Source organism: Acuticoccus sp. MNP-M23 (genome assembly GCF_031195445.1).
GTDB lineage: Bacteria > Pseudomonadota > Alphaproteobacteria > Rhizobiales > Amorphaceae > Acuticoccus.
Genome location: NZ_CP133480.1, coordinates 1953463 through 1977615, shown reverse-complemented (window position 1 = coordinate 1977615; position 24153 = coordinate 1953463). Strand labels below are relative to the sequence as shown.

Below are 24153 nucleotides of genomic sequence, written 5' to 3'. Positions count from 1 at the left end.
TGCAGTGTTGCGTCCCGTGCGCGGCCAGATGCCACGACCGCGGGTGCGAACGCCGGCGACAGCCCCCTTTTGATGGCCTTCCATCCATTTTGCCGCCGCATTTTTTGGTATTGGCATCATTTGATTTGATAAATGAAGTGTCTTCTTTCTCAGCCCTTATAGTATCGTGCACTGACGTAGACAGAGGTCGAGCATGCAGACTGTCGCCAGCCCTGCGACCGAACCGATCGAGGACGTGCGGGAAGCGTATCAGCGGCTGACGCAAATGCAGGCGCTGGTGACAGAGGTCATCGGTCAGTTCGTGCATCGTGCGCTCCACGAGGTTCCGGCCGGTGTCGACGAAGCGCTCGCCCGCCTCGGCGCCTTCGTCAGCGTCGATCGGACCTACGTTTTCGAAACGCGCCCCGGTGCCCTCATCACCAACACCCACGAATGGTGCGCCCCCGGCATCCAGCCCGAGATCGAAACGCTTCAGGACCTGCCGCAGGACATCATCCGGTTCTGGCTGCGACCGTTTCGTGATGGCCGGCCGGTGTACGTTCCCGACGTGAAGGCGCTGCCGGCGGTACGGGCCGAAGAGCGCGAGCTTCTTGAAAGGCAGGGCGTCAAGTCGCTTCTTGTGGTGCCCATGCTGAACGCCGGCGAGCTGTTCGGCTTCGTCGGCTTCGACGCAGTCCGCGCCCGCCGGATTTTCTCCGCCGGCGAGGTGAGCCTCCTCACCTCCGTCAGCGACGTGGTCTGCTCCGCGCTCGTGCGCCGGGACGCTGCACGGCAGGTGACCAACGCGCAGGCACGCCTTGCCGCAATCACGGAGCACGCCTCAGACCTCGTCCTCGTCATGGATGAGGACGGTCTGGTGGCATGGGCAAGCCCCTCCGTGCAGCGCCTCACGGGGCGGACCATGACGGGTGCATGCTGGTGGAGTGCACTGAACGCGGACCACCGAGAAAATGTCGAGGCGGCGGCGAGCGCCCTCCTCGGTGAGGGAACGCAAGGCGGGGGTACGGCGCTGCCAGATTGCCTCGTCGATACGCCGGACGGACAGCGCTGGCTCGCCTCCCGCGCCATCGACCTGCGTGCGGACCCGGCCGTTGGCGGGCTCGTGGTGACCGCCAGTGACATCACCGAGCGGCGAAAGGCGGAGGACCTTCTCGCCCATCAGGCGATGCACGACATGCTGACCGGCCTGCCCAACCGATCGCTCCTTGCCGACCGTCTGATGCGCGCCGCCAAGCGGGCGAAGCGGCGCGGCCACCTGATCGGCCTTCTCTTCCTCGACCTCGATCACTTCAAGCTCGTCAATGACAGCCACGGCCACAGCATCGGCGACGAGCTGCTGCGGCAGGTCGCGCAGCGTCTCGTCGATGCTGTCGGCTCTCCCCACACCGTGGCCCGCTTTGGCGGGGACGAGTTCGTCATCCTGATCGAGGAAATCGACGACCTGTCCGAGCTCGAGACACGGACCGCGGAGGTCTTCGACCGCGTCTCCGGGCCCTTCGTCCTGGACGGACGGGAATTCTTTGTCACGGCCTCCATCGGCCTCCTCGTTCACGACGGCCACGACCTGGAGCTGGAGGGGGTGCTGCGACGGGCGGATGCCGCGATGTACCGGGCCAAGGAAGGGGGGCGGAACCGAATCGTTTCGTTCGACGCTGCAATTCAGGAGAAGGTCGAGCGCCACGCCCGGATCGTGCACAGCATCAAGCGGGCGATCGAGGCGGGAGAAATCCGCCCCTCCTTCCAGCCCATCATGCGCCTCGGCAGCCGCGAGCTGGTCGGGCGGGAAGCACTGGCACGATGGCAGCACAGCGAACTCGGCGACGTCAGCCCCGAGGAGTTCGTGAAGGTGGCCGAGCATACGGGTCAGATCCGCGCGCTCGGCATCAGCATCATCGAGCAGGCTGTGGAAATTGCGACGCGCGTGGGCGGCGACTGGCGGCTCAATGTCAACGTCTCGCCCCTCGAACTCGACGATCCGGGCCTGCAGTCTTCCGTAATTAACACGCTGGAACGCTGGGAGTTTCCGCCGGAGCGGCTGTGCCTGGAGATTACAGAGAGCACCATCGCCGAACGGCCGGCCGCGGCTCTCGCCAGCTTGCGCGCGATCCGCAGGTTGGGCGTCCATCTTGCGATCGACGATTTCGGCCGCGGCTACTCCTCGCTGAGCATCTTGCAATCGATGCCGTTCGATTTCCTGAAGATCGACCGTTCGCTGATCATGGGCCTGTCCAGCGCTAAGTCCGATCAGCGCCTGGTGCGGGCCGTCCTGCGCCTTGCAGACGATTTCGGCCTCGAGGTGGTGGCCGAGGGCATCGAGACCCCCGAGCAGGAGGCGCTTCTGATTGAGCTGGGCTGCGGTCTCGGCCAGGGCTATCTACTCGGCCGGCCTACTGCCATCGCCACCTGACGGACCCCGGCATGGATGATCTGGACATTCCCCCCGAAAGTGGAAAGTTCCGCTGAGTTAACATGCGAACTCGCTGACAAAGCATCTGAGGTGCCCCCCGTCTTTGGACCACCCGGTTGGAGAATTTCCGGGGGTGTGCGCTCGAGCCGTGGTGAAGCGGCCTGAGCGGGTTTCATCAGCTCGATGGGTCCTCTGGCCCAGCGCGCTGTGAGGGCGAACTTCGTTCTAGTCTCTACACCAAGCCTCCATCCTGGCCCAGGCGTCGTCAAGGCTCATGAACCAGTGGGCGTTCAGGCATTCTGTGCGACGCTTGCCGTTGAAGGACTCGATGAAGGCATTGTCGGTCGGCTTGCCCGGCCGGGAGAAGTCGAGAACGACGCCCTTCTGGCAGGCCCACAGATCCAGGTCGCGGAAGGCGAACTCGCTCCCCTGGTCAACCCGAATCGCTTGCGGATAGCCTGGTTCCCGGCAGGTCCGTTCGAGAGCCCGCACCACGTCCTCTCTCCAATAACTAAACCGCGGATCGACTGTCGGCGAGAAGCGCGAGTACGTGTCGTAAGATCGTCAGGATGCGAACCTTGCGGCCGGTGGCGAGCTGGTCGTGAACGAAGTCCGTCGTCCACGTCTCGTTCGTCTGCGTGGCCGGCCTGCGGTCATCGCGCAGCCTGGCCTTTAAACGCCGCTTTGGGACCCTGGTTTGCAGCGGCAGGCCCGACCCCTTATCTAGTCGGTAGATCCTCGTCGCATTCACCGGCCGACCCTCTCGTCGCAACAGGACGTGGACGCGCCGGGATCCGTAGCGGACCCGCGTCTCGCAGATCTCCTTGATGCGCGCCCTCAGAGCAGCCTGATCGCCGCGTCGCGATTGGTCGGTGTACTTGGACCGATCGATCGTCAGGACCGCGTGGGCGCGCCTGACAGAAATCTTCCAGGTCCCTCGAACCTCATCCATCACGCAGCGCCTGCGAGCAGTCTTCAGAGCTTTTCTGCAAGCACGTCCTGCAGCACTGCCTTGTCCAGCGAGAGGTTCGCCACGAGCCGCTTCAGCTTCGTGTTCTCCTCCTCGAGCTGACGTAGCTTGCGCACCTCCCACGGCATCTGTCCGTCGTCAGAACATTCGGCGCAGGTCGGGGCGTAGATTGCGGAGTGTCGGCCTCGTCTGATGATTGATGTTAGGCGGCGAGCTTGCGGTGCTGCAAACGCCGATCTTCGATGGTCTGTCGCTTGATCCTCTCACGCTGTTTGATGATGGTAGCGGCCCTGCCGAAGTCGGCATCGGCGGGTGTCACGTTGTCCAGGCTCTCGTGGTGCCGCCGGTCATTGTAGTGCGCGACGAAGGCTGCGAACCGGCATTCGAGGTCGCCGGGCCGGAAGTCGTTTTCCAGCAGGATGCGGCTCTTCATGGTCTGGTGCCAGCGCTCGATCTTGCCCTGGGTCTTGGGGTGGAAGGGCGCACCGCGCACATGATTCATCTTGTGGGCCTCGATGTAATCGTCGAGATCGCTGGTGATGGAGCAAGGGCCATTATCTGGCAGCAGGCGTGGCCTGTGGTTCACGAGCGGCAGAAAGTTCGGCGCGGGATACCCAAATGCGCCAGCGTCTTGCGCGCCGGCAGGTGGGACTGCTCGACGATCCTGATAATCTCGAGTTTCTGGGTTCCGGGATACCTCATGCGTCGTCGCCCCCATCCGCGCTCCTGCTTTTGCGGAGCAGGCGGTTCTCGAGCGTCAGGTCGGCGACGCATTCCTTCAGCCCGCTGGCCTCGCGGCGCAGATCCTTCACCTCGCCGGTCGTGGCGGCACGGGCGGTGTCACCGGCAAGCCGGCGCATGCCCGCCTCCATGAATTCCTTCGACCAAGTGTAATACAGGCTCTGAGCAATGCATTCCTTGCGGCAGAGCTCGGCGATGCTGTCCTCGCCGCGCAGGCCATCCAGCAAGATCCGGATCTTGTCTTCCGCCGAGAAGTGCCGCCGGGTTGCCCGACAAATGTCTTTTACCACCTGCTCCGCAGGCTTTTTCGTGTTCGAGAGTTTGGATCTCATCTTCGTTCCTTCGTCAGGACGACGAGACCCAAACCCTCCTTAAATCACTATCTCAATTCTGGACCATAGGTGCTGACGGGGAACACTCACTAGCGGACGCCCCCGCTTCGACACCGACATCCCTCACCTCAATAATTGACCACGAGATGAGTAGTCTGGCGACGCATCTCAAATCTACTGAAGTGGGACAATACTAAACTGCTATTTCCGGCGCCGGACGCATAATGGGACGTTATGGGACATCGGTCGTTCGCACTCGACTGCCGGGGAGCCGCACGGTTCGAAAGCCGATGTGATTTGATCCGAGGGCGAGCTCCTGGGGCTGCCGGGCCGAGGGCCTGAAGCGCGCGCAATAGACGGGCGCACACAGCCATGAACCGCCCTTGACCGTCACCTGCGGGCCGAGCGCCGTGCCATGGGTCAAGGCTTCGCGAACGGTCGGGCCGAGGGGGTCGGTCGCAGCAACGGCAGGGTGGCCAGGCACCCACCAGTTCTGCGCATACTCCCAGACGTTGCCTGCCATGTCGTAAAGGCCATATCCGTTCGCCTCATAGCATCCGACCGCGGCCGTGCCGTGGGCACCGTCGATCTGCTCGTCGTTGGTCGGGAACGCGCCCTGCCATGTGTTCGCCTTGTCGGCGTCGGCCTCGTCGTAGGTGTTGCCCCAGGTGTAGCGCTTATCTTTCAGGCCGCCGCGCGCGGCGTATTCCCACTGCGCCTCGGTCGGCAGCGCGCGGCCGGCCCATTTGGCGTAGGCATACGCATCCTCAATCGAGACCTGCACGACCGGATGATGGTCCCGGTCCTCGATGGTGCTGCCGGGGCCCTCCGGATGGCGCCAGCTGGCCCCTTTCGCCCATCGCCACCACCTGGAAACGTCCGTGAAGTCGCCGACCGGCTCGGTGGGCGGGGCGAACACCATGCCGCCCGGCTGCAGCAGCGCGTCGGGCAGCTTTCCGCGACCGGCCGCGCCGATGCCGCGCTCGGCGATCGTGATGTAACCGGTTTCTTTCACGAACGCGGCGAATTCGGCGTTCGTCACCTCCGTCCGGTCAATGAAAAAGTCCGAGACCAGGACGTCGTGGGCCATTCGCTCCTCCGGCCGGTCGCTGTCGGAGCCCATGGTGAACGCGCCGCCCTTGATGAACACCTCTCCGGTGGCCTGGGGCCGTTCCGGGCAGGCGGCCGCGGCCAAGGCGACAGGAGCTGATTGCGCGAAGGGCACCGATGTCCCTTCGGTCGCGAATACGACCCCGGCGGCGAACCCCGTGGCACCGAGCGCGCAGAGAATAACGGCGGATCGTGTCAGTATCACTGCCCCTCCTTCGCGATTGCCTTGATCGCGCGAGTCTCTGGCGTATCCGGCAAGGTCAACGACTGCCGGGCCAGACTGTAGCCCAGTCGTCCTGCATGTCGACGAGGAGCCAGCCGCGCGTCCCGGCCTCGTCGAGACCGCGCGCGAGCTTGCCGACGGCGCCGTCGCGATCATAGGCGAACTCGCGCTCGGCATCGGTGTGGTGAACGATCAGGCCGAGCCGCGGTCCGTCCCCGGCGGTCGTCCATTCCAGCATCTGGAAATCGCCATCAGAATTGCCGGCAGCGAGGATCGGGCGCTTGCCGAGGCGGCTCTCGATTGCGACCGGCTTTCCCTCCTTGTCGTCGATGAAGAAGATGCCGGGGTCCTTCATGATCGCAGGCGTTCCATCGGCGACCTCGTAGCGCGCGTTGCCGGAGGTGCCGATAACCTGATCTGGCGGGATGTTGTAGGCCTCCTGCGAGAAGACGCGGATGAAGTCGATCCCGCCGCCCGAAACGATGAAGGTGCGGAAGTCCTCGTCGCGCAGGTAGGCGAGAAGCTCCAGCATCGGCTGGTAGATCATCCTGTCGTAGGCCATCCCGGTCTCGGGGTGGCGTGCGGTGTCGAGCCAGCTGCGGACGCTGGCCTTGAAGTCATCGGTTGCCATTCCCGAATGACTGACCATGGCAATTTCGAGCATCCCCTCCGTCCCGCTTGCGGCGATCGCCTTCATGTCGCCGGCGGCCGCCGATTTCAGCAGGTCCGATGTCAGGATCGAGGGGTCGGCGGCGGCCATCTCCTTCAGTTTGTCCAGCGCGTAGAGGAACTGGAAGTAGACCGGCTGCTCGGCCCACAATGTGCCGTCATTGTCGAAGACGGCGATCCGGTCGGCGGGGGTGACGTAGGTGTCGGCGGCGGCATCGGTGACGCTCTCGACGAATTCGACGATGGCGGCCTTGGCGTCCCCGTCGTTCCAGGAGGGAAGCGGATCCGCGTGGGCAAAGCCCGGCAGAGCGAACAGTGCAGCGAGGGCAAGGATGCGGCGCATTGCAGACTCCAACTGATGGGAGTGATCGGCCCGCGAGAAAAATTCCCCGCGGGCGCTCGGTGCTCTTACTGAACCATGCCGCTCAAAGTGTTCTCAAGCTGCTCCTGGATCTGGTCGACCGAGAAGCTCGCAGCCCGCTGCGACGGCGGATATTCCTCGAAGGTCGAGAAGAACCGCGCGACTTCCGCCTGAGCCGGCACCAGCAGGAAGGCGTGGTCCAGCACCCAGTCATAGTAGGTGTTCGAGGTCCGGTCGGCTCGCTCATAGGGATCCGAGCGCAGGTCGAAGATCTTCGGGACACGCAGCGGCGTGAACGGCTCGGCCCAGATGTTCAGCGTCCCCGTTTCGCGCTGCTCCTGGAACACGAACTTCCAGTTCTCGTATCTGAGGCCGACGATGACGCCATCGTCGTTGAAGTAAAAGAACTCGTTCCGGGCCGACTCGTCGGTTTCGCCGGTCAGGTATGGAAGCTGATTATAGCCGTCGAGGTGGACCTTGTACTCCTTGCCGTCGACAGTGGCGCCTTCGAGCAGTCGCTCCTTGATGTCGGCGTCGCCGGCGGCGGCAAGCAGCGTCGGGAACCAGTCGAGCCCCGAGAACATCCCGGTCTTGACGGTGCCGGGCTCGATGTGGCCGGGCCAGCGGAGCGCGGCAGGCACGCGGAAAGCACCTTCCCAGTTGGTGTTTTTCTCGCTGCGGAACGGGGTCGTGCCGGCGTCGGGCCAGGAGTTCTGGTGCGGCCCGTTGTCAGTTGAGTACATCACGATGGTGTTGTCCGCGATGCCAAGCTCATCGACTGCGTCGAGGATCGACCCGACCATCGCGTCATGCTCGATCATGCCGTCGGCATACTCGGTCAGCGCGGTCAGCCCGGGTTCGCTGCGATTTTCTTCCTTGACGTGGGTTCGGAAGTGCATTCGCGTGGCGTTCATCCAGACGAAAAACGGCGTGTCCTCGGCGACCTGGCGCTGCATGAACTCGATGGCGGCCGCCGAAGTTTCCTCGTCGACCGTCTCCATCCGCTCACGGGTCAGGGGACCCGTGTCCTCGATCTCGCCGTCTGCGGAGGCACGGATCACGCCGCGCGGGCCGAACTGCTCGCGGAAGCTCGGGTCGGTCGGGTAGTTGCGGTTCTCCGGCTCTTCTTCTGCATTGAGGTGGTAGAGGTTGCCGAAAAACTCATCGAAGCCGTGGTTGACCGGCAGAAATTCATCCTTGTCGCCAAGGTGATTCTTGCCGAACTGGCCCGTAGCGTAGCCAAGATCCTTGAGCGCGGAAGCAATGGTGACATCGTCTTCGCGCAGACCAAGATCGGCGCCGGGCAGACCCACTTTGGACAGGCCGGTGCGCAGCGTCGACTGGCCGGTGATGAAGGTCGACCGCCCAGCCGTGCAGCTCTGCTCCGCGTAATAGTCGGTGAACTTGATGCCGTCGTTGGCGATGCGATCAATGTTCGGCGTTTCGTAACCCATCAGACCAAAGCTGTATGTCGACAGGTTGGTCTGCCTGATGTCATCGCCCCAGATGACGAGAATGTTCGGCCTTTGATTTTGTTGGGACGTGTGTTGGGCCGCAGCATTTTCAAAGGCACCGGCAGTGCAACCGAGTGCGATTATGCTGCATATGAAAAATCTAAAAAAATCCTCCCACAATTATAGATGCAGGTTCCAGGAACCACTGTGGTTGAGCTTATGGGAGGAAATGGCAATCAAAAGGCGTTTTATATGGTAATTTCGCGCTAAGCGTGAGGCGGAGTGCCGCAGAGGTTGCGGTTATGCCGGCTGCGAGACGGAGCGGTTCGTCGCTGCCAGAGCTCCTGGAAAAGAGCGGTGGCAAGGCTGCCGTTCGGCGCGATTTCCGAAAATCCAAGGTGCCCGTCAATCTCATCGCGGAAAGAACGACACTGGTAAGCTCGCTGTCATTCGACGCGCTATCTGGCGCAGAATTTGAAAAATTATCTGGCATAGGCGCCGTGGGCAGCTTGCCGCCGAGCGTCCGAGCGCCTGCAGGGGCGCGAAGTCGCATGCCAAGGAGCGTGTCGAATTGTGCGCCAGATAATTCGGAAAACTACACTCAACCCTTCAAAGGTTTGGGTGACGCAATCAGTCCTCTGAAATAGGACAGAAGTATTTCCGCACGAGATGTCGCATCATCTCCCGCGCGAAACAGAACGAGCCCGGACCATAGGGCGTAAAGGCTGATCGCAAGCTGCCGTGTTGTAAGCTGATAGCTGAGCTTGAAGCGCGTTTTCAGCGTGTCCAGAACCGAGGCCAGAGCGTCATAGCTGGCATTGCGCGCGTGCGCGCACTGCGCGGCGAAATCGGGGTCACGCTGCGCCTGTAATTGCAGTTCGATCGCCAACAAGGACCATTGCGTTTGCTCCGCAATCGCCGTGAGGTGCTCTGCAAACCCTTCCAGAGCGTGATCGAGCGTATCGCTCGACGCGGATTTCACCAGAGCCTGCAGCAGGACCGCTTCCCGTTCGATATGACGTTGGAGAACCGAGAGCAAAAGGTCCTGTTTGCTTGCGAAGTTGGAATAGAAAGCACCCTGGGAGAACCCCGCCTTCTCGCACACGGTCCGAAGCGAGGTCGCATTGACCCCGCCTTCGGCGAACAGGCTTTCGGCCGCATCCAGAAGGCGCTCGCGCGTGCGCTGTTGCTGTTCCTGCCGCGACAATCGACGGGGGGCATCTGTCATGGCGAGGGTCTTCTGGCTGTGACTCCGGGTTCGGCGCTCATTCGCTCGAGAATCCTTTGCGGACGTTGCTGATCCAGCTCCCCACGGCCTTCAGCGCGGCGCCGCCTTTGGCGGCCAGACTATCGATTTCGGCCTCGAAGGCTTCACGGCGCTGGGTATCGGGTTCCGGCAGGGGCGGCAGGATATGCGCGTAATAGGTCTGATCCAGCAGCCGGTGCAGCAATCTCTCCCCCGGGAACGGCTTGCCGCTATTCAGCGCGCGCGCGCCCCTGAGGAGATTGCGGATGTCATACTGGGTCGGGCTGATATCGGGCGCCTGCTTGGGAATGTTCAGCAATTTGTAGACGCCGATCCGGGCGGTGCGGATAGAGGCCTCCATGGTAAATATGATGTCGTTGCGGGTTTCCACGAATTGCCCGATCAGACCCAGATTCGTGCATCCTTCCGGCACGACCCGAGGGCGGTCGCCGGCAGCGCGTTTCATGAATTGCGCCGTGATATAGGGCATCAGCGCGGTACGAACCTTGGTGCTCGCGACCACATCATCGATCTGGTCTTCAATTCCCAGATGATAGCAGAGTTCGCTCAAAATCTCCCGCCCCGTGCACTCCGGCAAGATCTTGCCGACATGATTGCCCGGCTGGTCCATCAGCAGGCCATAGACCCACAAGACAAGCGTGTCTTCCGGTTGATCGGGAAAATGGGGCTGCCGGTTGCACGTCACGCTCAGCAGCCAGTTTGAATCCGTGAATGTAATGATGCCGCCAGTCACCGTGCGTCCCGAATACGGGTCATTGACCGAAAGCGTCTTGAGCTTGTCGACCAGCGGCGAGGGTTTGCAGGTCAGGGTGGCGGACTCCCAGATCGACTGGTCGGTGTCGCCATAGAACTTCTCGGGATGGCCGAAGACATCAGACTTTTTCGCCAGGTTTTGCCAGAGCGTCCAGCCGCTGTCTTCGCCGGGCTCGTGTCGTCCGACCGTCAGTTGTGGCACGGTGTCCAGATCGCCATAGGCCGTGTTCTCCGTCATCGAACCTGTCAGCGCAAAGACGAGATCGGTGCCCCCAACCTCCAGTCGCCGGGGCTGACCTGAGACAGTTGAGACAATGCCGGTCACGGTCTTCTGAGCGCCGGTCTCGCTCAGCTCCAGATCCCGCACGCGCGTGCCGAACTGAAAGCGCACGCCTTTCTGGCGCAGCATGTCCGCCAGTGGTTTGATAAAGGTATCATATTGATTGTATTTGGGGAAAACGAGGGCAGACAAATCCCCGAAGCCGTCAACGGCATCCAGGAAGCGGTGCATGTACAGCTTGGTTTCCAGAAGGCTGTGACAGTTCTTGAACGCGAACATGGAGCGGAACAGCGCCCAGAAATTGCTGCTCAGAAAGCCTTCGGACAAGTATTCCTCAATGGTCAAATCATCGAGGTCTTCCTTCCTCTTCAGCATCAGACGGATCATTTCCCATTGATGGGATCTGGTCAGCCCCATATCGGTGAAATCGACGATCTCACCCTGATTGCGCATCAGGCGCGCCTTGGAATAGTTGGGGTCGTTGTCATTGAGCAGGCGGTATTCATCCAGGACCGAATAGCCTTCAGGCAGCTCCACGGCTGGAACATCCTGGAACATGTCCCACAGGGTGTCATAGTTCCAGTTCATCTCCCGCCCGCCCCGGATAAGGTAGCCGTCTTCGGGGTTGCCGGAGCCGTCCATTGACCCGCCCTCAATCTCCATCTCTTCAAGGATGGTGATATTGGCGGGCGGCATATGGCCGTCCCGGATCAGGTAAAATGCTGCGGCGAGCCCGCCAATACCGCCACCGATAATCCAGGCTTTCCGGTCTTCCACGCCGGGCGTGGGGAGCGGGCGATGCCGGGCATAGGGGCCAATGAAATCGGGTGGCGGCAAGGTGTTCTTGGCACGGTGGCTCCAATAGCCCGCCGTAGCGTCAGGCTCGTGCTCGAAACCAATCGGAGCAGTGGAAGGGCCGTCAAGGACGGCGTTTGCGCCATGGGTCATGTGAGGCTCCGCTATCTGTCATCTGGCCGCATCGAACGTGGCGGCCTTATGAACAAGAGATAGCAACTGATATTCGAATATCAACTGATATGCCAGTTTAGCGATGGTCGAATTTGGGTGACGGGGCCGATCAGACGCGCTCCGTGGCAAAAATCCCGCGTGGTAGCTGGCATGCATGAGCAGACCGATCCCGCGGACCGACAAGACGAGAAACCGGCCAGCCTATAACAAAGCGCTCAAGCGCCGCGGCTCGCTGACAATCAGGTTCGATCCCGGAATGAGCTGGGATGCTGCGCCGACAGGCAGGCGTGGCGGAGGGGCAGCCGTATCGGCGACGCACCTGTCCCTGCCCGGCCTGCTCAGCCAGATCCCGATCGGCGTACCCGTGACGGATGCTGTCGGATAAGCCTGTCCGGGGAAAGGGGGCCTCGGCCATCACCCGATTTGTGCAACGGAGCCAACCGTCGTCCATCGCATCCAATGGATCTTTAGAGCGTTTCGACTCGCTGTTCGAACTGCCAATAATTCGATCACCAGTGGAGCCCTCTGGAGAGATGACCAGCCTGATCATGCTGCTTTCGATGGAAGAGATCACCGCTGCATCGTGTAGTGCGAGCCCCGTTTGTGGCTGCAATACGCTCGCAATTTCGACCCGACAGCCCTGCGCGCCAAGAGTATTTTATTCTAGTTTAAATTTCTGCATACAAAATTGGATCCTGTGGTATGTGAATTTCACATAAGCGCCCAGACAACCTCTCCCGTCGCGAAGGTGAGCGCGTGGCTGGCACAAACAATATTGGAGTGCTCGACCATGCCCAAAATTATCGACCTGTCCGACTTCGCCGCCACCCAGACCGACGGCTTCATCATCCAGGGCGACACCGGCGGCGACGAAGCGGGGACCAGCGTGTCGGCGGCGGGCGACGTGAACGGCGACGGCATCGATGACGTCATCGTCGGTGCACCGAGCGGCGACGACGGCGGGACCTATGCCGGCGAGGCCTACGTGGTCTACGGCCAGTCCGGCGGGCTGGGGACCATCGACCTCAGCGCCCTCACTGCCGCCCAGGGCTTCATCATCCAGGGCGACACCAGCGGCGACTATGCGGGCACCAGCGTGTCGGCGGCGGGCGACGTGAACGGCGACGGCATCGACGACGTCATCGTCGGGGCAACGTACGGCTCTGACGGCGGCACCTTAGCCGGCGAGGCCTACGTGGTCTACGGCCAGTCCGGCGGGATGGGAAACATCGACCGCAGCACGCTCACCGCCGCCCAGGGCTTCATCATCCAGGGCGACACCGAATTCGACCAAGCGGGCAGGAGCGTGTCGGCGGCAGGCGATGTGAACGGCGACGGCATCGACGACGTCATCGTCGGGGCACCGTACGGCGACGACGGCGGGAGATATGCCGGCGAGGCCTACGTGGTCTACGGCCAGTCCGGCGGGCTGGGGACCATCGAGCTCAGCGCCCTCACCGCCGCCCAGGGCTTCATCATCCAAGGCGACACCGGCGGCGACCAAGCGGGCTTCAGCGTGTCGGCGGCGGGCGACGTGAACGGCGACGGGATCGACGACGTCATCGTCGGGGCACGGAACGGCAACGACGGCGGGTCACGTGCCAGCGAGGCCTACGTGGTCTACGGCCAGTCCGGCGGGGTTGGGACCATCGACCTCAGCGCCCTCACCGCCTCCCAGGGCTTCATCATCCAGGGCGACGCCAGCGGCGACCAAGCGGGCTGGAGCGTGTCGGCGGCAGGCGACGTGAACGGCGACGGGATCGCCGACGTCATCGTCGGAGCACCGTTCGGCGACGACGGCGGGTCCATTGCCGGCGAAGCCTACGTGGTCTACGGCCAGTCCGGCGGGCTGGGGACTATCGACCTCAGCGCACTCACCGCAGCCCAGGGCTTCATCATCCAGGGCGACACCTTCAACGACGCTGCGGGCTGGAGCGTGTCGGCGGCAGGCGACGTGAACGGCGACGGCATCGACGACGTCATCGTCGGGGCACCGAGCGGCTCTGACGGCGGGAACGCTGCCGGCGAGGCCTACGTGGTCTACGGCCAGTCCGGCGGGCTGGGGACAATCGACCTCAGCGCCCTCACCGCAGCCCAGGGCTTCATCATCCAGGGCGACACCGGCGGCGACGAAGCGGGCAGGAGCGTGTCAGCGGCGGGCGACGTGAACGGCGACGGCATCGACGACGTCATCGTCGGGGCACCGTACGGCGACGACGGCGGGATCTTAGCCGGCGAGGCCTACGTGGTCTACGGTTTCCGCACCGCGCCGAGCGCCGGGGCCGATACCCTCACTGGCACCGACGGCGACGACACCGTCATCTTCACCGCCGCCACGCTCACCTCCGGCGACAGCTACGACGGCGGCGCGGGTACCGACACCGTGCGGCTTGAAGGCGGCGGCACGTACGACTTCACCGGCGTCACGCTGACCTCCGTCGAGGCGATCGAAACCGACGGCACCAACGCCACGATCGTCCTGCCCGACGCGACCTATGCGCCCCTCATCACCGACCTCGGCGGCGAGGATGATACCGTTGTCCTTGGCGCCGCACCCAACCTCTCCGAGATCGTCAGTCTCCTCGACGCCGGGGCCGAGACCGTCACCTTTCCCGACGACGGCACCACAGTGACGGTCACGTCGTCCGCGGACGATCGCATCGAGATGGTCTACACGGACGCCTCAGAGCTCGGGGATGGCAAGCGTTATCAAACCCAGACCCGGCTTTTCGAGCGCGACGGGGACCTGCGCCAGATGCGCACTGACTTCGACGACGGCCGCTCCGCCACCGCCGTCTACGACGAGGACGGTGTCATCACCCGTTCGGTCATCACGGACGGGCCGGGCGACACGGAAAACTATACCTCGGTGACGAGAACCTATCAGGACGGCGTGCGCAGCCAGACCACCGTCGTCCGCGACAACTCGGTCACCGCCACGACGACCTACGCGGCGGACGGCGAGACCACCACACAGGTGCAGCTCATCGACGGTCCGGCCGATACGAAAAACTATACCATGGTGAAGAGCACCTATCAGGACGGCGTGCGCAGCCAGACCATCGTCGTCCGCGACAACTCGGTCACTGCCACGACGACCTACGCGGCGGACGGCGAGACCACCACACAGGTGGAGCTCATCGACGGTCCGGCCGATGCCATGACCTACGAGACCTGCACGTTCACCTACAATGCCGATGGAACCCTCGCCTCACGCACAATCGACTATGATGACGACGACCCGAACTTCACCGCCACCGAGTACGAATACGATACGAGCGGCGTGATCGAGTCCAAGACGCTGTACCTGACCGGCGGCGGCGTCATGGAAAAAAAATTCGTGGGCGGCGCCCTTGTGCTCCGGGAGCGCACGGACGCAGACGGCGACCGCACCGTGTTCGGCTTCGACGGAGACCAGGTCATCACCGGCGGGTCCGGCGACGATCTTCTGAACGGCGGAGCGGGCAACGACCGGTTCGTCTTCGCTGACGACACTCGCTCGGGTGGCTCATTCGGGACCGACTTCGTCCGCGACTTCGCCGATGGGGAGGACCGCCTCGACCTCACCGACTACGGGATCACCTCGCGCGAGTCGGCCGAGGCGAACGCCATCCTGCGCGAGGGCAACGGCAACGGCAACACGCTCATCGATCTCGGTGACGACGGCGCTGTCACCTTGAAGAACTTCGCCCTCGCCAACCTGACCGACGACGACTTCGTCGGCTTCACGTGACGCGCTGGCCGGAGCGCGCCCCCACGTGTTCCGGCCACACCGCACCCTACCGCCGTCACAGGCGGCCCGATCCGGCTTGATGCCAACGCGGTCAGGTCAGGGTCGCCGTAACCGAACGGGCGATGTGTATTAGTGGATGATGGTATCCGTCATCTGCCGGTCGCTTGACGGATAAAAGGTCTCTTCGGCGACTTCGCATTCTGGACGGTTTTGCGAGAGGCAGTCCGTCTGGCCTCCGCTTTAAACCGCACTCAAACGCCAACATACGCCAATCGATGCGCGAGGGTGAGGAGCGCGCGGTCGCTACCGGGCCGCGCGAGCAGTGAGACACCGGCCGGCCCAAAACGGGGGAGATGGACCTGCGGCGCACCCGCATGGCCGGCAACCGCGTTCAGCGCAAGCGCCCTTGCATAGAAGCTCTCCAGAAGCCCCTCGCGGCCGTCACGCGGCAGGCGGCTGACGGGCACAGTCGGCATGATGAGCGCAACGCCTTCCGGCACGAGAGCGAGAAACCGTTTGCGCGCCGCATTGCGGTAGCGCCTCGCTGGCGGGACCTCAGCGGGATCGGCGAACAGCGCACTGTCGAACCGCGCCTGCGCGGCGGGGCCAAGGTACGGCTGCCGCGCCTTCAGTCTCGGGCCGAGCGCCGTGCGGATATCGGCGTTCTGGACAGCGGCATAGGCGAGGGTGCTTTGCTGATAGTCGTCGCCGATCACGTCCACCGCCTCCGCCCCCGTCGCGCGGGCAACTGTCAGGGCGCCGAGCGCCGCGTCCGGCTCGCAGAGCGCCAAGGCATCGTGCGCAAGACGGAAGCGCCAGTCGGTGGCCGGCTGTGCTTGGGCAAGGAGGACGTCGCCGACCGCCTCCAGCATCGCTGCGTCCTGCGCGGACCAGCCAACGGTGTCATAGGACGGTGCAAATGGCGTCATCCCCTCGAAGGAGGTCGCGCCATGGCTTGGACGAATGCCGAAAATGCCGCAGAACGCTGCTGGAACGCGCACCGAGCCGCCGGTGTCGGTACCAAGCGCGATGTCGGCGTGACCACCTGCGACCGCAGAGGCCGAGCCGGACGACGAACCGCCCGGCAGTGCTGCGGGGTCGCGCGGGTTAAGCGGGGTGCCGTAGTGCGGGTTCTCGCCTTCGAGGCTGTAGGCGAGCTCGTCGGTGATCGTCTTGCCGACCACCCGAGCGCCGGCTTCGCGCAGGAGCCGCACCACCGCGGCATCCGCCGCCGCAGGCGCCTCCGCCGCGGCCCAGTCCGGCACCCCCGCCCCGGTCACCTCGCCCTCGATATCGAACAGATCCTTGACCGCCAGGCGCAGGCCATTGAGCCGGCCATGCCCTGTCGCCGGCCGCTCACACCGCGGCCCCGGCAGGAAGGCATCGTCCGAGCCCGCGCCCGTGAGGACCATGCTAGCTGCCGGAGCCGGTCGCGATTGCGTCGTTCACGTCCTTCGAATCGCAGACGAAGCCGAAGCATTTCTTGACGTTCCACACCGTCGCCTCGGCGCAGAAGTCAGGCGACGTCGTTCCGCAGCAGTCCGACACCATCACACAGCCGTAACCGAGAAAATTCGCGTCGGTGAGGGTATGGAGCACGCATTGGTCCGTGTTCACGCCGGCGAACAGAACGGTTTTGACGCCCAGATTGCGCAAGATGGAATCAAGCGGCGTGTCCCAGAACCCACTGATGCGATGCTTGTCGACCCTGAGATCGCCGGCCTCCGGCGCGAGTTCGTCGACCACGTCGGCGTTCCATGTGCCCTGCGCGAGCACCTTTTCGCCGCCGGGCTTGCCTGGCAGCGGCTCGGCGATGCCGCCCTCGCCGCCGTCGTTCTTGTAGAGGTGGATCTGGTTGGGCGGCAGGTTCGCCATGTCGGCCCGCACGCCCCAGTTCACCCAGATCACCGGAACGCCCGCTGCCCTCAGATTGGGCAACATGGCCAGAAGCGGCTCAATCGGCGCACGACCCGGCGAAACATCGACACCGAGGTGATGGTCGACCCACCCGCCGGGCGCGCAAAAATCGTTCTGCATGTCGATCACGACGATCGCAGTGCGATTGAGGTCGACGACGACGTCCTGCGGCTCTGCCGAGATGCGCACAGGCCGCGGTGGCGGCGCGGGCATGGCCATGTCCACGACGTCAGCGTTCGCCTGCCAGTGATAGTTACGGCCGACGCCGAGCTGGCCGCCCCCGTGTCGGTCGTCACGCCATGCATCCACGCTTTTTCTCCCGCCTTTCAAGCAATCGAAGGCGGATGCAAAAGCGACGCCAAAGGGGCGTCAGCGCGCCGGAATGGTCCGCTTTGGCACCTAACTTGCAGTTGCGGGAAAAAAATCCCCGCCGGGACAAAACCCGCGCAGTTCACGAACCGAGATCAAAGGATGCTCCCATGACCCTGACGAAGACCCTTGTTGCAGCGTTTGGCTGCGTTGCCCTGTTCGGCGCGACACCGGCGCTGGCTGATGCACTCAATGTCGGCATCCTCATTCCGGGATCGAAGTCGGACAAGGGGTGGATGGAATCCGGTTATGACGGCCTCGTCGCTGCGCAGGAGAAGCACGGCGACGAGATCGAAGTGCAGATGATCGAGAACATCAACTACGCCGACATGGAGCAGGCGATCACGCAGCTTGCCATGCAGAACGACCTCGTCATCGGCGTCGGCGGGCAGACCCAGGCTGCCGTCTTCAAGATCGCCAAACGCTTTCCGGACACGAAATTCTCCATCGTCGGCGGCAACGAGGGCGAGACACTGCCGAACGTTGCCGGCTACGACGTGAAGCAGGCCGAGATCGCCTTCGTGGCCGGCGCCGCCGCGGCGATGCTGTCGGAGAACGGCGCGGTCTCCTACGTCGGCGGCATGGAGATCCCATCCATCGTCAACGCAGGCACCGAGTTCGGTAACGGCGCCCGCTACATCAAGCCGGACATCAAGTACTTCGAGACCTACACCGGCGACTTTGACGATGTTGCCAAGTCCAAGGAGGCAACGCTCGCCGCCATCGCTCAGGGCGCGGACGTTCACTACCACATCCTCAACCTTGGCCTGCGCGGCATGGAGCAGGCGGCAAAGGACGAGGACACCAAGATCGTCGGCAGCTACACCGACCGCTGCGGCACCGACCCGCTCTACCCGGCCTATTCGGTGACCGGCGTCGGCTATCAGGTCCAGTACGCCATCGACCAGGCCACCGCAGGCACGTGGGAGGCCGGCTACAAGCCGTTCGGCCTTCAGATGGGGCCCGATGCGTCCGACATGATCGTGTGCGGCGCGACGGACGAGATGAAGACCAAGATCGAGGAGATCAAGGAAAAGATCCTCTCCGGTGAGATCGAAGTCCTCGAAGGTTGAGGGTCGACGAGGAGCACGGGGCGCGCGGCACGACCGCGGCGCTGCCCAACGTGGCTGATGGCGCGCGCGCAAGTGCGGCGCCGCTTTTCGAGCTGAATGACATTGGCATGCGTTTCGGCGCATTCGATGCGCTCGCCGATGTCGACGTGGCGTTTCGAACAGGCGAGATCCACTGCATCATCGGCGAGAACGGCGCGGGGAAGTCCACGCTTTGTAATCTCGTGTTCGGTATCCACCGGCCGACCTCGGGAACGATGATGCTCGCCGGTGCGCCTTATGCACCGACCGGGCCTCGGGACGCGCTGTCGAAGGGCGTGGCGATGGTGCATCAGCACTTCTCGCTCGCCGAAGAGCTCACCGTTCTCGACAACCTCCTCCTCGGCCTCGGCTTCGGTGCGCTGGACAGGAAGCGCGAGGCGGAGCGCGTGGTGGCGCTCGCACAGGGGTACGGCCTCTCCATCGAGCCGTTCCGCAAGGTGGGCGACATCTCCGTCGGTCAGCGCCAGCGCGTGGAGATCGTGCGCTGTCTGATGCGCGAGCCGGGACTCCTCATCCTCGACGAGCCGACCGCCGTGCTTCTTCCGGACGAGATCGACGGGCTGATTGCCACATGCCGCCGCGTGGCGGACGCCGGCGCTGCGGTTGTGCTCGTGACCCACAAGCTTGCCGAGATCCGCAGGGCCGCGGACAGAGCGACCGTGCTTGCCGGTGGCCGGATCGCCGCCACCTCCGAGCGGCCGGGCGAGGAGATCGACCGCCTCGTCGCGGCGATGATCCAGCGCGACGTCAACAGCCTCGACCCTGCGATGATGTCCGCCCTCGGCATGTCGGGCGGGGAGACAACCCCGGCCGCGTCCGCCACGCCGCCACGGGCGCGCGCCCATCAGGGCGAGGCCATGCAGGCCGATGCGCTGACCTACCGCGATGCGGACGGCAAGGTGCGCCTCGATGCGCTCACCTTCACCGTGGACCGCGGCGAGATCGTCGGGCTCGCCGGTGTCGAGGGCAACGGCCAGAGCGAACTCGGCATGATCCTCGCCGGGCTCGAGCGGGCCAGCAGCGGGCGCTGGTTCGCCGGCGACGTCGACCTGACCGAAAGCGGGCCGCGCGCGATCACCCGCGCCGGGGTCGGAATTGTGCCGGAGGACCGCCACCACGTCGCCTGTGCTGTCGAAATGTCCGTCGGCGACAACATGCTGAACAACCGCCTCGGCGGTTTCTCCCGCCACGGTCTCCTCGACCGCCGCGCGATGCGTGAGGAGGCTGCCGCGCTGATGTCCCGGTTCGACGTGCGCGCCACCGGCCCCGACGCGCGCTTTGCAAGCCTTTCGGGCGGCAACCAGCAAAAGGCGGTGCTTGGCCGCGAACTCACAACACCGAACCTTAAATTCCTGCTCGCAGCACAGCCCACCCGCGGGCTCGATGTCGGCGCCGTGGAGGCTGTCTATGGCCTCGTCCGCGAGGCCTGCGATCAAGGCGCTGGAGTGCTTCTCATCTCTTCAGAACTCGACGAACTCATAGCCGTCGCGGACCGTGTGCTCGTGATGTATCGCGGGCGGATTGTCGGCGCGCGGCCCGCCGTCGCGGGCGAGCGCGCCGCAATCGGTGCAATGATGGCGGGGCAGAAAGCATGACCCAGGCGCTGCGCGCTCCTCTCGTCGTCCCGGTGGCGGCCGTTCTCGTGGCCTTTGCCGCGGGCCTTCTCCTCATTGCGCTGATGGGCGCCTCGGTGCCGCGCGCCATCGAGGCGTTTGCCTCCGGCGCGTTCGGCTCGCCTTACGCGATCTCCGTGTCGCTCAACCGGGCGGTGGTCTATGCGCTCGTCGGCTTCGGCTTCGTGCTTGCCGCGCGGGCCGGCCTCATCAACGTCGGCGGCGAGGGGCAGATTGCGGTCGGCGGCATCGCGGCAACGGCGGTTGCGCTCCACGCCGGGGTTGATGTCCTTCCGCTCGGCCTCGCCTTCATCCTGCCGATGCTTGCCGCCACGATGGCGGGCGCCTTTTGGGGCGGGATCGCGGGGGTCCTCAAGGCGCGCGTCGGCACCAACGAGGTGATCTCCACGCTCCTCCTCTCCTTCATTGCGGTGTGGCTTCTCTACTGGTGCGTCCAGTCGCCGGACCTTCTGCGCCAGCCGATGACGTCGGCCGCGACGCTGCCCGAATCACCCGAAATCCCGATGGCGACGCAGATCCCGCTCCTCACCGGGTCCTACGCCTCCCCGGTGACGATCGGGGTGCCGATCGCACTGGCGCTCGCCGTCCTCACCGCCGTCGCGCTGAACCGGACCGCCTTCGGCTTCCGCCTCGCCCTCGTCGGCTACAATCCCGTCGCCGGCGCCAGGGCGGGAATCGCGACGGATCGGCTCACCGTCGCCGCGCTGATGCTGGCCGGCGCGTTCGGCGGACTCGCAGGCGCGATGATGCTCCAAGGCGAACAATGGTCGCTGAAGGCGGGCTTCAGTTCAGGATATGGCTTCGACGGGCTCGTCGTCGGCCTTTTGGCGCGCGGCAGCGTCATCGGCGTCATCGCCGGTGCGCTTCTCTTCGGCTTCCTGCGCTCGGGCGGAATCTCGATGGAGATGGCGGCCTCGGTGCCGGCCGCCCTGGTGCAGGTGGTGCAGGGGATCATCGTGATCGCGATCGCCGGTGCCGCGCTCTTCATGGGAAGGACCGTCCGATGAGCTGGGAGCTTCTCGCGGTCTTTCTGGGCTCCACGATCAGGCTCGCCACACCGCTCCTGTTCGCTGCGATGGGCGAATACGTCTCGGAGCGGGCGGGCGTCCTCAACATGAGCCTGGAAGGGATGATGCTGACGGGCGCGTTCGCCGCCGCGGTCGCAAGCTGGGCGACGGGCAACCCGATGATCGGCCTTCTCTTCGGCGTCTTGGCAGCGCTTCCCGTCGCGCTCCTCCAGGCGTTCCTCACCTGTACGCTGAAGGCCAACCAGATCGTCACCGGCCTCGGCATCAACATTCTCGTCCTCGGCGCCACGACGCTCGGCTATCGCGAGATTTTCGGCGCGCGCTCGCGCGAAACCATCCCGGGTTTCGACAAGTGGTCGCCGCCCGGCCTCGGCGACCTCCCGGTGCTGGGCTCGGCCGTGTTCGAGCAGGTCTGGCTCGTTTATCTTGCGATCCCCATCGCGCTGCTGATCTGGTGGGTAATGACCCGCAGCGGGCTCGGCGTCGCGCTGCGCGCCGTGGGGGACGCGCCCCGGGCAGCCGCCGGAGCGGGCCTCTCCGTGAACCGCCTTCGCTATGGCGCGATCCTCGTAACGGGGTCCATCGCCGCGCTCGGTGGGGCGTTCCTGTCGATCGGCGACATCCACACCTTCACCGAGGGGATGACGCGCGGCGCCGGCTACCTTGCCATTGCGGCGGTGATCTTCGGCAACTGGCGGCTGGGGCGCACGATCCTTGCCTGCTTCGTGTTCGGCGCGGCGACGGCGCTTCAGTTCCAGCTTCCGGCGCTCGGCATCGAGGCGCCGAATGCGCTTCTCATCATGCTGCCCTACCTTCTGGCCTTCCTCGCCGTTGCAGGGCTGGTCGGCCGCCAGAACGCACCGCGCGCGCTCGCCATGCCGTACCCATGAGGTGCCAGCCGCCGGATCATCTGCCATTGAGCCTCGGGTGCGGGGTGATCCGCGAGGGGCTTCGTGTCACCTGTGCGAGGCTACGAGTTCCCTGACTCAGCGTTAAACAGGGTCGCTGCGGTGTGGTCGATAAAGGCTCTCAGTCGAGGGGAGAGATGTCGGCTGGACGACCACAGGATGCTGAACTGGCCGGGATCCGCGATGTGCGCGTCCAGCACCCGGCGCAGCGTCCCCGCGGCGAGCGCATCCGTCGCCAGGAAGTCCGGCATATAGGCGATGCCGAGCCCCGCGATGGCAGCCCCGCGCAGGGCTTCCATGTTGTTGCAGGTCAACGGCGATGGTCTGCGGCCCGCCGGCGCGGCCCGAGACGAGCGCCTCGGCCTTGTGCAGGTCGTCGAGGACACGGCCGCAACGCTCATGAAACAGGGCGCCTTCGTCGGTCAGCGATATCCGTCTGGTCGTGCGGTGAAACAGCCGGGTTCCGAGACTGTCCTCCAACCGGGCGACGTTCTTGCCGACGGCGGATGCCGAAATCCCAAGCGCGCGCCCAGCCTTCACGAAACTCAGATGATCCGCCGCGTCCACAAACGACGCGAAGGTGCTGATGCGATCCATATCGCCGATTTAAGGACTTTTCGTCCGCAATCAACGGAACGACAGCCGGTTTATCGACCAAACCCTCCGCAATAAGTCTGCGCTGCGGCCTGAACCCGATGCCGCATGGAGGTGCAATCATGGTCGATCGGACAATCACCCACCCAGCCGGCAAGTCACAGGTGCTGTTCGCAGTCTGCCTCGCCGCATTGATCCTGCCGCTCAGCTTTGTCGGGGGCGCTGTCGCGACACCGTCCATTAGCGCTGATCTGGGCGGCACGCCGACGGCGCTCAACTGGATCACCAGAGCGGCGGTTGCAGGCGCGGTCCTTGCCGGCGAAGATCGCGTCCACCGCGGTCTTCATGTTGTCGTAGATGCCTCTCGTGCAGGCGACCTTGAAGAACGCGAAGCCCTTGTCGTGGGCGCCCTACACCATCTCCTGCGTCTCGCGCGGATAGGCGCGAACGAACGGCATGCGGCTATGGCACAACCGCATGTGCGCTCGCCTGATGGTGACGGTCGTTCCGCCGTTCGGCACTTGTCCGTGGCTCCAGTCGAACTGGTACGCCTCGCCGGGGTCGAAGCTCAGCGGGACGAATGCCGCCGCTGTTCCGGTGCCCTCGCGCCGTCGCCAAGACGACGCATAGCGCCGGACCGCATCGTCACCACCCTCGTAGCCGAGCCCGCGCAGTTCCTCGAAGATCCGCATCAGCGTCACACGCTTGGCGCTGCTGCGTGCCGCATTGGCACCGAGCAGCCGATCGAGCTCATCGGTAAACGGGCCGAGCTTGGGTTGCGGCTGGACGCTCAGTTCGTACGTGAACGCCGTCTCCTCAGACCGAAGGATTTTGCGCACCGTCTTTCGTGACAGGCGAAGCTCGCGGCAGATCTCCTTGATCGCCTTGCCCTGTACGAAATACGCGCGCCGGATCTTCGCAACCGTCTCCACCACCAGCATCCCAATCCGGCTCCCAGATTGTCCCTGGAAGCACCGTGACCCCTCGTCTCAGACGGGGTTCCTTTTGGACGCCGATCACCCCCGAAACGGGGTCCTTATTCCACGCTGATCCACAATCAAGGGCTTAGGATGCAAAGTGGCGGAGGGAGAGGGTCTGGGCGCGAACATTCTCCACGTCAACTTGCCGGAACCATAGCCTTTGCTGCGTTCTGCAGTGCCTCGGCCGTTTCACGCGGTCTAACACCCCTAATTCGAGACAGCGTCGACAGGGAAGCGAAGACACCATTGAAACCCGGTACGCGGGTAGTAGACGTCGACTGTCCCATTCAGCCCCGACGCGAGGAGCGCGCCTGTAATCATAGCGCCGAAACCCGTTAGGTT

The 24153-nt window shown here is 64.3% G+C and carries 13 protein-coding genes and 5 pseudogenes; 7 read left to right on the top strand and 11 right to left on the bottom strand.

The features are described 5' to 3' along the window. Positions 1 to 277 precede the first annotated feature (277 nt). Entirely contained in the window at positions 278 to 2407 is a 2130-nt protein-coding gene (locus RDV64_RS09320) for an EAL domain-containing protein (protein ID WP_309198981.1), read from the top strand. 149 nt (positions 2408 to 2556) lie between these two features. On the opposite strand, the pseudogene RDV64_RS09315 reads toward RDV64_RS09320, so the two are convergent. The 7 genes and pseudogenes from RDV64_RS09315 to RDV64_RS09285 all read right to left on the bottom strand — a co-directional run. After that, positions 2557 to 3511 (bottom strand): annotated as a pseudogene (locus RDV64_RS09315) (IS3 family transposase); the annotation flags it as partial. 68 nt (positions 3512 to 3579) lie between these two features. After that, positions 3580 to 4450: pseudogene (locus RDV64_RS09310) on the bottom strand (integrase core domain-containing protein). A gap of 232 nt (positions 4451 to 4682) precedes the next feature. Then, positions 4683 to 5765, bottom strand: a complete 1083-nt coding sequence (locus RDV64_RS09305; RefSeq protein WP_309198980.1) for a formylglycine-generating enzyme family protein — start codon at positions 5763 to 5765, stop codon at positions 4683 to 4685. 55 nt (positions 5766 to 5820) lie between these two features. Next, positions 5821 to 6795: an HAD family hydrolase gene (locus tag RDV64_RS09300; protein ID WP_309198979.1), complete on the bottom strand. Its 975-nt coding sequence runs from the start codon at positions 6793 to 6795 to the stop codon at positions 5821 to 5823. A gap of 65 nt (positions 6796 to 6860) precedes the next feature. Beyond that, positions 6861 to 8447 (bottom strand): arylsulfatase, encoded by a 1587-nt coding sequence (locus tag RDV64_RS09295; RefSeq protein ID WP_375143804.1) that lies wholly within the window; start codon positions 8445 to 8447, stop codon positions 6861 to 6863. Between the two features lie 421 nt (positions 8448 to 8868). Beyond that, the gene (locus tag RDV64_RS09290; protein ID WP_309198978.1) at positions 8869 to 9495 is read right to left on the bottom strand and encodes a TetR/AcrR family transcriptional regulator; all 627 of its coding nucleotides are present in this window, start codon (positions 9493 to 9495) and stop codon (positions 8869 to 8871) included. Positions 9496 to 9532: 37 nt separating this feature from the next. Then, positions 9533 to 11515, bottom strand: a complete 1983-nt coding sequence (locus RDV64_RS09285; RefSeq protein ID WP_309198977.1) for an oleate hydratase — start codon at positions 11513 to 11515, stop codon at positions 9533 to 9535. Positions 11516 to 11690: 175 nt separating this feature from the next. Between RDV64_RS09285 and RDV64_RS09280 the strand changes: the two are divergent. Both RDV64_RS09280 and RDV64_RS09275 read left to right on the top strand, forming a co-directional pair. Beyond that, positions 11691 to 11828: pseudogene (locus RDV64_RS09280) on the top strand (IS5/IS1182 family transposase); the annotation flags it as partial. Positions 11829 to 12326: 498 nt separating this feature from the next. Next, positions 12327 to 15269 carry a hypothetical protein gene (locus RDV64_RS09275; RefSeq protein WP_309198976.1) on the top strand — a complete coding sequence of 981 codons (2943 nt, stop codon included), beginning with the start codon at positions 12327 to 12329 and terminating at the stop codon, positions 15267 to 15269. Positions 15270 to 15520: 251 nt separating this feature from the next. Here the strand turns inward: RDV64_RS09275 and RDV64_RS09270 are convergent, their stop codons facing one another. Beyond that, positions 15521 to 16681 (bottom strand): amidase family protein, encoded by a 1161-nt coding sequence (locus RDV64_RS09270; protein WP_309198975.1) that lies wholly within the window; start codon positions 16679 to 16681, stop codon positions 15521 to 15523. 1 nt (position 16682) lies between these two features. Further along, entirely contained in the window at positions 16683 to 17495 is an 813-nt protein-coding gene (locus tag RDV64_RS09265) for a cysteine hydrolase (protein WP_309198974.1), read from the bottom strand. Between the two features lie 170 nt (positions 17496 to 17665). Here RDV64_RS09265 and RDV64_RS09260 point away from each other — a divergent pair, with 170 nt between their 5' ends. The 4 genes from RDV64_RS09260 to RDV64_RS09245 are packed head-to-tail and all read left to right on the top strand — an operon-like array spanning position 17666 to position 22219. Further along, the gene (locus RDV64_RS09260) at positions 17666 to 18628 is read left to right on the top strand and encodes a BMP family protein (RefSeq protein ID WP_309198973.1); all 963 of its coding nucleotides are present in this window, start codon (positions 17666 to 17668) and stop codon (positions 18626 to 18628) included. Beyond that, the gene (locus RDV64_RS09255) at positions 18625 to 20262 is read left to right on the top strand and encodes an ABC transporter ATP-binding protein (protein WP_309198972.1); all 1638 of its coding nucleotides are present in this window, start codon (positions 18625 to 18627) and stop codon (positions 20260 to 20262) included. Before RDV64_RS09260 ends, RDV64_RS09255 begins: the two co-directional genes overlap by 4 nt. Continuing rightward, on the top strand, positions 20259 to 21308 hold the full coding sequence (locus RDV64_RS09250) for an ABC transporter permease (RefSeq protein ID WP_309198971.1): 1050 nt from the start codon (positions 20259 to 20261) through the stop codon (positions 21306 to 21308). The genes RDV64_RS09255 and RDV64_RS09250 overlap by 4 nt, the downstream gene beginning before the upstream one ends. Then, positions 21305 to 22219, top strand: coding sequence for an ABC transporter permease (locus RDV64_RS09245; protein WP_309198970.1), 915 nt, complete (start codon positions 21305 to 21307; stop codon positions 22217 to 22219). Before RDV64_RS09250 ends, RDV64_RS09245 begins: the two co-directional genes overlap by 4 nt. 80 nt (positions 22220 to 22299) lie before the next feature. On the opposite strand, the pseudogene RDV64_RS09240 reads toward RDV64_RS09245, so the two are convergent. Together RDV64_RS09240 and istA are read right to left on the bottom strand one after the other, a co-directional pair. Continuing rightward, positions 22300 to 22834: pseudogene (locus tag RDV64_RS09240) on the bottom strand (LysR family transcriptional regulator). Between the two features lie 287 nt (positions 22835 to 23121). After that, positions 23122 to 23772, bottom strand: a pseudogene (istA, locus tag RDV64_RS09235) (IS21 family transposase); the annotation flags it as partial. Positions 23773 to 24153 lie beyond the last annotated feature (381 nt).

What these genes read in the sequence shown, in the direction of transcription:
- RDV64_RS09300 (WP_309198979.1), bottom strand. Translation starts at nt 6,795, where the DNA reads ATGCGCCGCATCCTTGCCCTCGCTGCACTGTTCGCTCTGCCGGGCTTT.
- RDV64_RS09290 (WP_309198978.1), bottom strand. Translation starts at nt 9,495, where the DNA reads ATGACAGATGCCCCCCGTCGATTGTCGCGGCAGGAACAGCAACAGCGC.
- RDV64_RS09270 (WP_309198975.1), bottom strand. Translation starts at nt 16,681, where the DNA reads ATGGTCCTCACGGGCGCGGGCTCGGACGATGCCTTCCTGCCGGGGCCG.
- RDV64_RS09250 (WP_309198971.1), top strand. Translation starts at nt 20,259, where the DNA reads ATGACCCAGGCGCTGCGCGCTCCTCTCGTCGTCCCGGTGGCGGCCGTT.
- RDV64_RS09275 (WP_309198976.1), top strand. Translation starts at nt 12,327, where the DNA reads ATGCCCAAAATTATCGACCTGTCCGACTTCGCCGCCACCCAGACCGAC.
- RDV64_RS09285 (WP_309198977.1), bottom strand. Translation starts at nt 11,515, where the DNA reads ATGACCCATGGCGCAAACGCCGTCCTTGACGGCCCTTCCACTGCTCCG.
- RDV64_RS09245 (WP_309198970.1), top strand. Translation starts at nt 21,305, where the DNA reads ATGAGCTGGGAGCTTCTCGCGGTCTTTCTGGGCTCCACGATCAGGCTC.
- RDV64_RS09260 (WP_309198973.1), top strand. Translation starts at nt 17,666, where the DNA reads ATGACCCTGACGAAGACCCTTGTTGCAGCGTTTGGCTGCGTTGCCCTG.